9 protein-coding genes are annotated in these 14,059 nt (G+C 58.3%); 8 read left to right on the forward strand and 1 reads right to left on the reverse strand.

Annotated elements, in window-relative coordinates; genetic code table 11:
• Positions 1-127 precede the first annotated feature (127 nt).
• From odhB to A3224_RS05445, 7 genes are all read left to right on the forward strand, one after another.
• On the forward strand, positions 128-1,330 hold the full coding sequence (gene odhB, locus A3224_RS05415) for a 2-oxoglutarate dehydrogenase complex dihydrolipoyllysine-residue succinyltransferase (protein WP_067152332.1): 1,203 nt from the start codon (positions 128-130) through the stop codon (positions 1,328-1,330).
• Between the two features lie 106 nt (positions 1,331-1,436).
• A complete protein-coding gene (gene lpdA / locus A3224_RS05420; protein ID WP_067152334.1) occupies positions 1,437-2,879 on the forward strand; it encodes a dihydrolipoyl dehydrogenase in 1,443 nt (480 codons plus the stop codon).
• A 110-nt stretch (positions 2,880-2,989) separates the two neighbouring features.
• A complete protein-coding gene (gene sucC / locus A3224_RS05425) occupies positions 2,990-4,153 on the forward strand; it encodes an ADP-forming succinate--CoA ligase subunit beta (protein WP_067152336.1) in 1,164 nt (387 codons plus the stop codon).
• 110 nt (positions 4,154-4,263) lie between these two features.
• The gene (gene sucD, locus A3224_RS05430) at positions 4,264-5,136 is read left to right on the forward strand and encodes a succinate--CoA ligase subunit alpha (RefSeq protein ID WP_067152338.1); all 873 of its coding nucleotides are present in this window, start codon (positions 4,264-4,266) and stop codon (positions 5,134-5,136) included.
• Positions 5,137-5,262: 126 nt separating this feature from the next.
• Positions 5,263-6,153, forward strand: coding sequence for an S-methyl-5'-thioadenosine phosphorylase (gene mtnP / locus A3224_RS05435; RefSeq protein WP_067152340.1), 891 nt, complete (start codon positions 5,263-5,265; stop codon positions 6,151-6,153).
• Between the two features lie 86 nt (positions 6,154-6,239).
• Positions 6,240-7,187 (forward strand): arsenosugar biosynthesis radical SAM (seleno)protein ArsS, encoded by a 948-nt coding sequence (arsS, locus tag A3224_RS05440; RefSeq protein ID WP_067152342.1) that lies wholly within the window; start codon positions 6,240-6,242, stop codon positions 7,185-7,187.
• A 39-nt stretch (positions 7,188-7,226) separates the two neighbouring features.
• Positions 7,227-7,901 carry a TIGR04283 family arsenosugar biosynthesis glycosyltransferase gene (locus A3224_RS05445; RefSeq protein ID WP_067152344.1) on the forward strand — a complete coding sequence of 225 codons (675 nt, stop codon included), beginning with the start codon at positions 7,227-7,229 and terminating at the stop codon, positions 7,899-7,901.
• Positions 7,902-8,037: 136 nt separating this feature from the next.
• On the opposite strand, the gene mltF is transcribed toward A3224_RS05445, so the two are convergent.
• Positions 8,038-9,519 (reverse strand): membrane-bound lytic murein transglycosylase MltF, encoded by a 1,482-nt coding sequence (mltF, locus tag A3224_RS05450; protein WP_067152346.1) that lies wholly within the window; start codon positions 9,517-9,519, stop codon positions 8,038-8,040.
• A 375-nt stretch (positions 9,520-9,894) separates the two neighbouring features.
• Here mltF and purL point away from each other — a divergent pair, with 375 nt between their 5' ends.
• Positions 9,895-13,761 (forward strand): phosphoribosylformylglycinamidine synthase, encoded by a 3,867-nt coding sequence (gene purL, locus A3224_RS05455; protein WP_067152348.1) that lies wholly within the window; start codon positions 9,895-9,897, stop codon positions 13,759-13,761.
• The last annotated feature ends 298 nt before the right edge of the window (positions 13,762-14,059 follow it).

Raw genomic sequence — 14,059 nt, forward strand, 5'->3', positions numbered from 1 at the left:
AGCGCAGCCGGAGCCTGTGCTCCGGCTATGCAAGCGGGTCCCGGGTCCAAATCCGGAACGATAGCCTCAAGTCACCTGCAGGGCAGGTCAACAATTTACGCAGAGAACAATCTCAGGAAACAGGAAAATGACGATCGAGATTAAAGCGCCAACTTTCCCGGAATCCGTTCAGGACGGCACTGTTGCCACCTGGCACAAGCAGCCCGGCGAAGCCGTAGCCCGCGATGAGCTGATCGTGGATATTGAAACCGACAAAGTCGTGCTGGAAGTTGTCGCTCCGGCTGACGGCGCCATTAGCGAGATCATTAAGGGCGAGGGTGAAACTGTCCTGTCCAACGAAGTCATCGCCAAATTTGAAGAGGGTGCTGGTGAGGCCCCCGCTCCGGCGGAAGGCAAAGCTGAAGAAGCGAAGGCGGAAGAAAAGCCTGCAGGCAAAGAAGCTGGTGAGAAGATCGCCATGCCCTCTGCCAAAAAGATGGCGGCGGAAAAAGGCGTGGACCTGGCCGGTGTAGAAGGTTCCGGTAAGGGCGGACGCGTATTGAAGGAAGATGTGATGAAGGCGGGGGCGGCTCCCGCCGCCGCAGCCGCGCCTGCTGCTGCCGCAGAGGTATCTGTGGCGCCGGGCGAGCGCGTCGAGAAGCGGGTGCCCATGACCCGTATGCGCAAGCGCATTGCCGAGCGTTTGCTGGATGCCACTCAGACTACCGCCATGCTCACCACCTTCAACGAGGTGAACATGAAGCCGGTTATGGATCTGCGTAAAAACTATAAAGAGCTCTTTGAGAAGGTGCACAACGGCACCCGTCTCGGCTTTATGGGCTTCTTTGTCAAGGCGGCGGTAGAAGCGCTGAAACGCTATCCGGCGGTGAACGCCTCGATCGACGGCGACGATATCGTCTACCACGGCTACCAGGATATCGGTGTGGCGGTTTCCTCACCCAAAGGGCTGGTGGTACCGATCTTGCGCAATGCGGAAAATATGGGCCTGGCCGATATGGAAAATGCCATCCGCGATATGGGCGTGCGCGCCCGCGAAGGCAAGCTCTCCATTGAAGAAATGACCGGCGGCACCTTCACCATCACTAATGGCGGTGTCTTCGGCTCTCTGCTGTCCACACCCATCCTGAACCCGCCGCAGACTGCGATCCTGGGGATGCACAAAATCCAGGAACGCCCGATGGCGGTAAACGGCAAGGTGGAAATCCTGCCGATGATGTACCTGGCGCTGTCCTACGACCACCGCCTGATCGACGGCAAGGAAGCAGTTGGCTTCCTGGTGGCGATCAAGGAAATGATCGAGGATCCGGCCCGTATCCTGCTCGAAGTTTAACGGGGCCTTTTCCGGCCCTGCCCCGGGAACGTCGGGCCCAGCCCGGCGATGCGGCTGAAAGGCCGCGCAACTGCAAATTGAATTCACAGACTATCTGGAACACACCATGTCGGAAAAATTTGACGTAATCGTAATCGGCTCCGGTCCCGGAGGTTATGTCGCTGCCATTCGCGCCGCGCAACTGGGCCTGAAAACCGCCTGTGTTGAAAAGTGGACGAATAAAGACGGCAAGGTTGTCAACGGTGGTACTTGCCTGAACGTGGGTTGTATTCCGTCCAAGGCGCTGTTGGACAGCTCCTGGAAATACCACGAAGCCAAGGATGCTCTCGACGTACACGGCATCGAAACCGGTAAGGTGAAGATCGATGTTAAAAAAATGGTCGAGCGCAAAAATGCGGTCGTGAAACAGATGTCCGGCGGCATCAGCAGCCTGTTTATGGCTAACAAGGTCACCTCCATCGAGGGAACCGGCAAGCTGCTGGCGGGCAAAAAAGTGGAAGTGACTGACCGCGAAGGCAAGGTGACTGTTTATGAAGCCGACAATGTCATCCTGGCTTCCGGCTCCGTGCCGGTCAACATTCCGCCGGCTCCGGTGGACAATAAAATCATCGTCGATTCCACTGGCGCCCTGGAATTCACCGAAGTACCGAAACGCCTGGGCGTGATCGGTGCCGGTGTTATCGGCCTGGAGTTGGGCTCCGTTTGGAATCGTCTGGGCTCCGAAGTTGTAGTACTGGAGGCGCTGGACAATTTCCTGGCCATCATGGATCAACAGATCGCCAAAGAGGCGCACAAGATCCTGAAGAAGCAGGGCCTGGATATCCGTCTGTCCTGCCGCGTTACCGGCACCGAGGTCAAGGGTGACGAAGTGATCGTTACCTACGAGGACAAGGACGGCAAAGAGCACCAGGAGACCTTCGATAAGCTGATCGTGTGTGTGGGCCGCCGCCCTTACACCGAAGGACTGCTGTCGGAAGACGCCGGTGTCAAGCTGGACGAGCGCGGCTTTATCTACGTCAACGATCTGTGCATGACGTCCGCTCCGGGTGTCTGGGCCGTCGGCGATGTGGTGCGCGGCCCTATGCTGGCCCACAAAGCTTCTGAAGAAGGCGTGGTAGTTGCCGAGCGCATCGCCGGCCAGAAGCCAATGATGAACTACGACGTGATTCCAAACGTCATCTACACCCACCCGGAAATTGCCGCGGTCGGCCGCACGGAAGAGCAGGTTAAGGCCGATGGCGAGCCCTACAATGTGGGCGTATTCCCCTTTGTTGCATCCGGTCGCGCCGTGGCTGCGAACGATACTGCCGGTATGGTGAAAATCATCGCTCATGCGGAAACCGACCGCGTGCTGGGTGCGCACATCGTGGGTCCGTCTGCGGCAGACCTGGTGCAGCAGGTTGCCATTGCCATGGAATTTGGCTCCAGCGCCGAGGATATCGGCATGACCGTGTTTGGCCACCCGACTCTCTCTGAATCGGTGAAGGAAGCAGCTCTGGCTGCAAATGGTCACGCGATTCACATTGCCAATCGCAAGAAGCGGAAATAACTCCGCGGGGATTCGGCACTAATCTTCCCCCCTCTCTACTCGGGGAGAGGGGTTGGGAGGACGGGGAAATCCCCTGCCTCTAAATTTTCACAGACGAATTGGTATTGACTATGAACTTGCATGAGTATCAGGGCAAACAACTGTTTGCAGCATACGGATTGCCGGTTTCCAAAGGCATTGCAGCGGAAACCCCGGCAGAGGCGGCAGCGGCGGCGGATCAGATCGGCGGCGACAAGTGGGTGGTAAAAGCCCAAGTGCACGCCGGCGGTCGCGGTAAGGCTGGCGGCGTCAAGCTGGTGGATTCCAAGGCTGAAATTGAAGAATTTGCCAAAAAGTGGCTGGGTGAGCGCCTGGTTACCTATCAGACAGACGAGAACGGTCAGCCGGTTTCCCGCATCCTGGTCGAAAGCTGCACTGATATCGACAAAGAACTGTATCTGGGTGCGGTTGTGGACCGCTCCAGCCGCCGCATCGTTTTCATGGCGTCCACTGAGGGCGGCGTTGAAATTGAGAAGGTAGCGGAAGAGACTCCGGAAAAAATCCTCAAAGCTACTGTTGACCCGCTGGTGGGCGCTCAGCCCTATCAGGCGCGTGAGCTGGCTTTCAAACTGGGTCTGGAAGGCGACCAGATCAAGCAGTTCACCAAGATCTTCCTCGGCCTTGCAAAGATGTTCCAGGAAAAAGACTTGGCACTGCTGGAAATTAACCCGCTGGTAATTACTACCGAAGGTAATCTGCACTGCCTGGACGCCAAGGTAGTAATCGACGGTAACGCCCTCTACCGCCACCCGGATCTGCGCGAAATGCACGATCCGTCCCAGGAAGACCCCCGCGAAGCGCACGCCGCCAAGTGGGATCTGAACTACGTGGCCCTGGATGGCAACATCGGTTGCATGGTGAACGGCGCCGGCCTGGCCATGGGAACCATGGATATTGTTAACCTGCACGGCGGCAAGCCGGCCAACTTCCTCGACGTTGGTGGTGGTGCTACTAAAGAGCGCGTGGTTGAAGCTTTCAAAATCATCCTGTCTGACGATAACGTAAAGGCGGTTCTGATCAATATCTTCGGCGGCATCGTACGCTGCGACATGATCGCCGAAGGCGTGATCGGCGCGGTTAAAGAAGTGGGTGTGAAAGTTCCGGTCGTAGTGCGTCTGGAAGGTAACAACGCCGATCTGGGTGCCAAGGTACTCAGCGAGAGCGGACTGAATATTATCGCCGCCACCAGCCTGACCGATGCGGCTCAGCAAGTGGTTAAAGCTGCGGAGGGCTGAGGCGAGGCACTGCTTCGCGCAGCCGAATGCCCGCCCAAATAGGGGCGGGCCGCGATAGGGCTCCAGGGAGAGACATCTCCTCCCGGCCAGACAGAATTTGAGGACTCGAAATGAGCGTTTTGATCAACAAAGACACCAAAGTCATCTGCCAGGGCTTCACCGGCTCTCAGGGCACTTTCCACTCCGAGCAGGCGATCGCCTACGGCACTCAGATGGTCGGCGGCGTGACTCCGGGCAAGGGTGGTCAAACCCACCTGGGCCTGCCGGTGTTCAATACCGTTAAAGAAGCGGTGGAAGCGACCGGTGCGGACGCGTCCGTAATCTATGTTCCGGCGCCTTTCTGCAAAGACTCCATCCTGGAAGCGGCCAATGCCGGTATTAAACTGATTGTCTGCATCACTGAAGGCATTCCGACGCTGGACATGCTGGACGTGAAAGTGAAATGCGATGAGCTGGGCGTGCGCCTGATCGGCCCCAACTGCCCGGGCGTGATTACCCCCGGCGAGTGCAAAATCGGTATTATGCCGGGCCACATCCACAAGCCGGGCAAAGTGGGCATCGTTTCCCGTTCCGGTACCCTGACTTACGAAGCGGTTAAGCAGACCACCGACTACGGTTTCGGCCAGTCCACTTGCGTCGGCATCGGCGGCGACCCGATTCCGGGCTCCAACTTTATCGACATTCTGGAAATGTTCCAGAATGACCCGCAGACTGAAGCCATTGTTATGATCGGTGAGATCGGTGGTACTGCGGAAGAAGAGGCTGCGGCCTACATCAAGGAAAATGTCACCAAGCCGGTGGTTTCCTATATCGCTGGTGTTACCGCACCTCCCGGAAAACGCATGGGCCACGCCGGTGCGATTATCTCCGGCGGCAAGGGCACTGCGGACGAGAAGTTTGCCGCACTGGAAGACGCCGGTGTTAAAACCGTGCGCTCTCTGGCCGAGATCGGCAATGCACTGAAGGAAGTCACTGGCTGGTAAGCCGGGTTTACGGCCGGGCAAACCGGCCGCAGACTCCTGTAAAAAAGCCGTCTCGAAAGAGACGGCTTTTTTACTTTCCCGATCGCCATTCCTATACTCCGCTGAAATTACTAATGAGGCGAGGACATGGCAAAAGCATTGATCGGCGTAATCGGCGGCAGCGGCCTCTATGATATGCAGGGCCTGACCGGTGCACGGGAACTGCAGATAGAGACGCCCTTTGGCCCAACCTCCGACGCTATTGTCGCTGGCAGGTTGCACGGGATACCCGTTGCCTTTCTGGCCCGCCACGGCCGCGGACACCGCCTGATTCCCTCTGAAGTGCCCTACAGGGCCAATATCCATGCACTGCGCCAGCTCGGGGTCCGCTATATTTTGTCTCTGTCCGCGGTTGGCTCCCTGCGCGAAGAGGTGCGGCCCCTGGACATGCTGATCCCAGATCAGTTTATTGATTTGACCCGCAGGCGCGAGAGTACCTTTTTCGGTCAGGGCGCCGTGGCCCATGTTTCCATGGCTGATCCCGTGTGCCCTCAGGTGGCCGATTGTCTGGCGCGGGCATTTCATGCGACCCAGAGTGATCAGCCGATCAGACTGCATCGCGGCGGCACTTATGTGTGTATTGAAGGTCCGCAATTCTCCACCCGCGCAGAGTCCCACTGGTACCGCGCCATGGGAGCATCTGTTATCGGCATGACCAACATGCCCGAGGCCAAGCTGGCGCGGGAAGCGCAGATTGCCTATGCGACCCTGGCTATGGCCACGGACTACGACTGCTGGCACGAGCGAGAGGCTGCGGTTACGGCGGAGGTGGCCATCGCCAACCTGCAGCAGAACGCCGCCCGCGCCCAGCGGATAGCGGCTGAGGCCATTCGCCTGCTGGGCGAAGATTTGCCGGAATCTGCCGCTCACAGCGCGCTGGCAAGTGGCCTGGTTACGCCGGTGGAGGCCCTGTCGGCAGAGGCGGCGGCTGTAATAAAACCGCTGTTGGCAACGACAGGTATCGCGGAAGAAACCTGACTTTCTCCAGGTGATGGAAGCGGGTGTGTGCAGGTGGATACATTGCGCTTCCACCCTATGCAGTAAACCAGGAAGCTTAAAGCCATATGCACGATACGATACCACTGCTGGAGATATCGGATTTTCCAGCGATCCGACGCGAGAAAATCGACACTCTGCAAGTCAATATTGGCTACAAGTGCAATCAGACCTGCGTGCACTGTCATGTCAACGCGGGGCCGAATCGCACTGAAATGATGAATGCAGAGAATTTGGCGCTGATTCCCGATGTGTTGCGCGTGCGCAAAATTTCCACTTTGGATATCACTGGCGGCGCACCTGAAATGCACGAGGGTTTCCGATCGCTGGTGATTGCAGCACGGAACCTCGGTGTACATGTTATAGATCGCTGCAATTTGACCATACTCTTCGAACCAGGCCAGGAAGAGTTGGCGGAATTTCTCGCTGGAAATAAAGTCGAGGTGGTGGCCTCGCTGCCCTGTTACTCGCTGGACAATGTGGACAGCCAGCGGGGCAAAGGGGTTTTTGAAAAGAGTATCGCCGCACTGCAGAAACTGAATGCACTGGGTTACGGTAAGCCGGACAGCGGCCTAGTACTCAATTTAGTGTACAACCCTCAGGGCCCCGTTTTGCCGCCAAACCAGCAGCAACTGGAGGCGGACTATAAGCGTGAGTTATTCGCCCACTTCGGTATCGTCTTCAACAACTTATACGCGCTGGCGAATATGCCGATTAAGCGCTTTGGCTCCACTCTGATTTCCAAGGGGCGGTTTGCCGACTATATGCAGCTGCTCAAAGACAGCTACAGCGCAGATAATCTGAAAAGCGTAATGTGCCGCAGTCTTGTCAGTGTGGACTGGCGAGGCAATCTTTACGATTGTGATTTCAATCAGCAGCTGGAGTTGGCGCTGCCTGGCTCCATGCATTTGCGCGACCTGTTGGAACTGGATATGCGCGATACACCGATTCGCGTCGCCGATCACTGTTACGGCTGCACTGCGGGGCAGGGCAGTAGCTGCGGCGGTGCCCTGTAACTTGTTCGGTAAACTTTGTCAGCAACGGAGATATGCTTGATGCGGTTTAGCATAGTGGTGCCGTTATTGAACGAGAGGGAGCAGTTACCGCAGTTAATCGAACATCTGCGTTCACTGCTGGCGCGAGATAACTGCGAAGTAATTTTTGTGGATGGCGGCAGTGATGACGGCAGTGCGGAGTTTCTCTCTACCGCTGGTTTGACGGTGATTGCGGCACAAAGAGGCCGGGCGCGACAGATGAACGCGGGGGCCGAAGCTGCCGGTGGCGATTGTCTATTGTTTTTACATGCGGATACCCGTCTGCCTGAGAACGCGTTGGAAAACATTGAGAGAGCGCTTTTGCGGGGAAATTGTTGGGGGCGTTTCGATGTGCGTATCAGTGGCAATAGTATTTGGTTTCCCTTGATCGCGACTCTGATCAACTGGCGCTCGCGTATCAGTGGTATAGCCACTGGCGATCAGGGGATTTTTGTGCGCCGAGACCTTTTTGAAGAGTTGGGTGGTTTTGCTGATCAGCCTTTGATGGAAGATATTGCATTGAGCGGGAGGTTGCTCGAGCTAGCTAGGCCAGCTTGTATCCGCGCCCGTGTCACCACCTCTGGCCGCCGTTGGCAAAAATACGGTGTACTGCGTACCGTGCTGTTGATGTGGCGGCTGCGCTTTGATTACTGGCGCGGCGTGTCCGCAGAACAGCTTGCCCGCCGTTACGATTAATTCCTCGAAATGCCGTGCTTGCCATTGGTGATTTGGTGTGCACGGTAGCGACTGCAATAAACTGTTTCACTTGCCAGTTCGGATGCCCACTAGCTCCTCGGCGTTCCGCACCAAAATACCGGTGTATTTAGCGCGTTCAAAAGGCGGGGGCTGCAGCCGCGGCTTCCATGTCGACAGCGGTGTTGTCGGCTAATTCCCTTGCGGCTTCTTCTGCCGCTGCGGCCAGACGCTGCTCCTCAATGCGGCTGCTCCAGGTAAGGAGGGCTTGATAGTGGCGGATGTTCTGCACATAGGTGACGGGTTCCCAACCGCGCGCGTAGCCGTGCTTGGTGTGTTTGTAGTACTGGCGCTTGGCCAACAGTGGCAGATGCTCGCGGACATCGGCCCATCGATCCGGGTTGCCGCCCAGCTTTTCGGTTAATATCCGCGCGTCTTCCAGATGGCCGTAGCCGACGTTGTAGGCGGCTAGTGCCATCCAGGTGCGGTCCGGCTCGCGGATGCGTTCGGGGATCTTGTCGCGCACTTTGATAAAGTAGCGGGCGCCGCCGTCGATGGCTTGCTCCGGGTTCAGGCGGTTGACCCCCAGCTCGCGCGCCGTGTCTAGGGTCAGCATCATCAGGCCGCGCACTCCGGTAGGCGATTTGGCGCGGGGGTTCCAGTGGGACTCCTGATAACTGAGCGCTGCCAGCAGATGCCAGTCGAGGTCGTATTTCTCCGCCACCTTCTGCATTGCCTCGCGCCACTGGGGCAGGCGCTCGCGCGTGCTTTTGGCAAAGGCCTGGGCGCCGCCGGCGTTCAATTTACTGATATGGCCGAAGAACTCCTCGCGCAGCTGTGCCACTAGGCCGCTGGTATTGGCGCGGAGCATAAAGCGGCGCGCGGCGCGGTAGAGACTGTCGTCGTCACTGTGGGGAAAGGCCCAGGCAACTGGCTGAAACTGGGTCAGGTTGAAGGCGATGGCGGTGTTGGGATAGAGGCCGCGGTGAACTGCGTAGGCATTTGAGTCCACGATGGCGTACTGGTAGCTGCCGTCGTTGACCATTTCCAGCAGCTCCGTGGCGTCGACATCGGAAATTTCCTCCCATTCCAGGTCGGTGTGGCGCTGGGCCAGTTTGCGCAGCTCCTCGGCGTGGGCGCTGCCGGCGATTACCGCCACTTTTTTGCCTTCCAGGTCGCTGACCTTGCGCGGCCGATCCTCGCCGATTTTGTAGATGACCTGCTGACGTATCTCGAAGTAAGAGGGGGTGAAGCGCACCTGCTCGCGGCGCTCGGGGGTCACGGTCAGGCCCGCGGCGGCCAAGTGGGCGCCCTCGGTGGGTTCGCGGAGGCGCTTGAACATTTCATCTAGGTCGTGCACATCGCGGATTTCCAGCTGCACGCCCAGCTCTTCGGCAAAAGCACTGAGCATCCCGTACTCAAAGCCTGTGTGGCGCCCGTCGGCGTCTTCGTAGTAGGTGGTGGGGCCGTTTTGGGACAGTACGATCAGTTTGCCGGAAGCTTTGATCTGCTCCAGGGTGTCTGGAGTCTTGCTCGCCACTATCAGCGAGGCGCAACCTGCCAGCACCAGGCCCTTGGCCAGGCGCAGGGAGTAGCGCACAATACGGCTTTTCATGATCATAAAGTGTCCCCTCTAATCCTTTAGTTTTGTTTTCGCTTTCTCTCAGCGGTTACCGGCATGGCTCGTCCTGAGCGGCGGGGCCGGCAAAATTTCACCAATTCTACCCCATGAGTGACAAGTTGCCCAAATAGCAGGGGCAGCTGTGTGATCTGTGGGGTTGCATTTGTTCATCAATTTTAGTAAGGCGAAGATTTTCTTTGCCTGAGTACAGCCCATTTCTGAAAATGCGACAGCGTTATTGTGTACACACAGAGCTCCGGGGCAGTGTTTGTGGCGCGACGCTTCGGGTACAATTGCGCCCTCTTCAATTCCCGGGCTTTGCGCGATTGTTGACGGCGCGGAGCTCAAACTTCAGACAAGAGGCAAACTCCCGCGATGCTAGTTCTGCGTGGTGCTCCCGCACTGTCGAAATTCCGTCACCAGAAACTCCTAAATCAACTGCGCGCGATGCAGCCGGCAATTGACGATATCTACGCCGAGTATGTTCACTTCGCCGATACTCCGGCACTGAACAAGAAAGAACTGGCTCTGCTCGAGCGGCTGCTACAGTACGGTCCCACCGAGGAAATGCACCAGCCGGAGGGTGAACTGCTGCTAGTGGTGCCCCGCCCGGGCACGATTTCCCCCTGGTCTTCCAAGGCCACCGACATCGCCCACAACGCCGGTCTCACCCAGATCCACCGCTTGGAGCGGGGGCTGGCCTACTATGTAACCGGAACCGAATTAACCGGTGCTGAACGGGAGGCCCTGGCCGCTGTACTGCACGATCGCATGGTGGAAAGCGTATTCACCGATTTCGATCAGGCAGAGCAACTGTTTCGCGAGGAGAAGCCGCGGCCGCTCACCAGTGTCGATCTGCTCGGCGGTGGGCGCCAGGCGCTGGAGGAGGCCAATGCAGCATTGGGTCTGGCCCTGGCAGAAGATGAGATCGACTATCTGCTGAAGAGTTTCCAGGAGCTGCAGCGCAACCCCACGGACGTGGAGTTGATGATGTTTGCCCAGGCGAACTCTGAACACTGCCGCCACAAAATCTTCAATGCCTCCTGGACCATCGACGGTGAGGAAATGCCGCATACCCTGTTCGGCATGATCAAGAACACCTACGAACAGGGTGGCGACAATGTCCTGTCCGCCTATGCGGACAACGCCGCAGTTGTGGTGGGGCACGAGGCCGGCCGCTTTTATCCGGACCCGGAAACCAAAGCCTATGGTTTCAGCGTCGAACCCATCCACATGCTGATGAAGGTGGAAACCCACAACCACCCCACGGCAATTGCGCCTTTCCCTGGCGCCGGTACCGGCGCCGGTGGCGAGATCCGCGACGAGGGTGCCGTGGGCCGAGGCTCCAAGCCCAAGGTGGGGCTGACCGGCTTCACTGTTTCCAACCTGCAAATCCCCGATTACCTGCAGCCCTGGGAAGTGGATTACGGCAAGCCCGAGCGCATTGTCAGCGCGCTGGATATTATGATTGAAGGCCCCATCGGCGGTGCCGCCTTCAATAACGAGTTTGGCCGCCCCAATATCTGCGGCTATTTCCGTACCTTCGAAGAAGAATTTGGCGGCGAGCGCCGGGGCTACCACAAGCCGATTATGATCGCCGGCGGTTACGGCAATATCCGCGAAGAGCACATCGAAAAACAGCCCTTTAAACCCGGTGCCAAGTTGGTGGTGCTCGGCGGCCCGGCAATGCTGATCGGCCTTGGGGGTGGTGCCGCCTCCAGTATGGCCAGTGGCAGCAGCTCCGAAGACTTGGATTTTGCCTCGGTGCAGCGCCAGAACCCGGAGATCGAGCGCCGCTGCCAGGAGGTCATCGACCAGTGCTGGCAACTGGGGGATGAGAACCCCATCGCTTTCATCCATGACGTGGGCGCGGGAGGTTTGTCCAACGCCTTCCCGGAGCTGGTCAAAGACGGCGGTACCGGCGGCAAATTTGAGCTGCGGAAGGTACCCAGTGACGAGCCGGGTATGAGCCCGCTGGAGATCTGGTGCAACGAATCTCAGGAACGCTATGTGCTGGCAGTGATGCCGGGCGATCTGCCGCGTTTTCAGCAGATCTGTGAGCGCGAGCGTGCGCCCTTTGCGGTAGTGGGCGAGGCCATCGAAGAGAAACGCCTGTTACTGAATGACAAGGAGTTCGATGCCAAGCCGGTGGATCTTCCCATGTCTGTGCTTTTCGGAAAGCCGCCGCGTATGCACCGGGTGGCAGAGAAGCGTGTTGTCGAAACCAAGGAGTTTGAGACCGCGGGCATAGATCTTAACGAAGCTGCGGAACGGGTACTGCGTCTGCCTACGGTAGCCAGTAAGAACTTCCTGATTACCATTGGCGACAGGAGCGTTACTGGCCAAGTGGCCCGGGATCAGATGGTCGGCCCCTGGCAGGTTCCGGTGGCGGACTGCGCCGTGACTACTGTCTCCTACGACAGCTATGCCGGTGAGGCCATGGCCATGGGTGAGCGCACTCCGGTGGCCCTGCTGGATGCCCCGGCCTCGGGCCGCCTGGCGGTGGGCGAGGCCATTACCAATATGGCTTGTACACCGATTGCGCAGCTGTCTGACATTAAGTTGAGCGCCAACTGGATGTGTGCCGCCGGCCACCCGGGCGAGGAGGAAAAGCTCTACCGCACCGTAGAGGCCATCGGCATGGAATTGTGTCCGGCGCTCGGTATCACCATTCCGGTGGGTAAGGACTCCATGTCCATGCGCACCGCCTGGAATGACGGCGGCGAGGACAAGGCGGTCACCGCGCCTTTATCGTTGATTATCTCCGCTTTCAGCCCGGTTACCGACGTGCGCAAAACCGTCACCCCGCAGCTGCGCACCGACAAGGGTGAGACAAAACTGCTGCTGGTGGACCTGGGTGCGGGCAAAAACCGCCTGGGCGGCTCCTGCCTGGCGCAGGTATATAACCAGCTCGGTGGCGCCCCCGCGGATCTGGATGATCCCAAGCGCCTGAAGGGCTTCTTTGAATTGATGCAGGAAGCGCTGGCCGAGGAGCGGATCATCGCTTACCACGACCGCTCCGACGGAGGGCTCTTCGCCACTTTGGCAGAGATGACCTTCGCCGGCCGCGTGGGTGTCGACGTGGAAATCTACGAGCTGGGCGAAGACCCCATTGCCGCCTTGTTTAACGAGGAACTGGGCGCTGTTTTGCAGGTGCCGGCCTGCGACGCGGACATGCTGGTACAGCGCTTTGCCGCTGTCGGCGTGCCGGCACACCAGATCGGCGAATTGAACAACAACGAACACCTGTGCATCACCCGCGAAGGGGCACGGATTTTCAAACGCAGTCGCGCGGAACTGCAGCAGATCTGGTCCGAGACCAGCTACCGTATCCAGGCGTTGCGCGACAATGCCGACTGCGCTGCACAGGAGTTCGCCGCCATTGCCAAGGAAGACCCTGGCCTGTCGGTACATCTCACCTTCGATATCAACGAGGACATCAGCGCGCCTTATATCAACAAAGGTGTGCGGCCGAAGGTGGCGATATTGCGCGAGCAGGGCGTCAACAGCCAGGTGGAAATGGCGCACGCCTTCCATCGCGCCGGCTTTACCGCCGTGGATGTGCATATGAGCGATATCCTTGCCGGCCGGGTAACCCTGGATGACTTCAAGGGGCTGGTGGGCTGTGGTGGCTTCTCATACGGGGACGTGCTCGGCGCCGGAGAGGGCTGGGCCAAGACCATCCTGTTCAATCCCCGCGCGCGGGAGCAGTTCGAGGGCTTTTTCAACCGCAAGGACACCTTTGGCCTCGGGGTTTGCAATGGCTGCCAGATGTTCTCGGTGATCAAGGAGCTGATCCCGGGCGCCGGTCACTGGCCGCGCTTTGTGCGCAACCTTTCCGAGCAGTACGAGGCGCGCTTCTCGCTGGTCGGCATCGAGGAATCGCCGTCGGTGCTGTTTGCGGGCATGGCTGGTTCCGTGATGCCGGTGGCGGTGGCCCATGGGGAAGGCCGCGTTGAATTTGCGAACCGCGAGGCGCTGGAAGCCTGTGAAAAATCGGGCACCATCGCCATGCGTTATCTAAACAACCACCGCGAGATTACCGAGACCTATCCCGCTAACCCGAACGGTTCGGTAAACGGCATTACCTCACTGTGTTCTGAGGATGGCCGCGTCACCATTATGATGCCGCACCCGGAGCGGGTTGCTCGCATGGTCAGCAACAGCTGGCACCCGGATGATTGGCAAGAGGACTCCGGCTGGATGCGTCTGTTCCGCAACGCGCGGGTGTTTGTGGACTAAAGGGCAGATAGCGGCATCAATTGCGGCCATGTGTCGCAATTGATGCCGATCGCCCGGGACAGCTTCACAAACCCCATCCCAAATCCGTGATGCCCCTCCTTAGCTGCTACACTTAAAAAGTTATCGAAAAATAACTTTTTAACGATGGCTCAGGCTTCGGAATTTCTTGCTGAACACTATAACCTCTGCTTCTCTGCTGTACGGCAAGCGGTTTCACTGCTCCATCGATCCGTTTCAAGCATTATTCCCGTCGCAGGCCTCCCGAAAACCCAGTCCGCCTGTTTGTGCACCGGGCGAA

It is taken from the genome of Microbulbifer thermotolerans (assembly GCF_001617625.1).
Classification (GTDB): domain Bacteria; phylum Pseudomonadota; class Gammaproteobacteria; order Pseudomonadales; family Cellvibrionaceae; genus Microbulbifer; species Microbulbifer thermotolerans.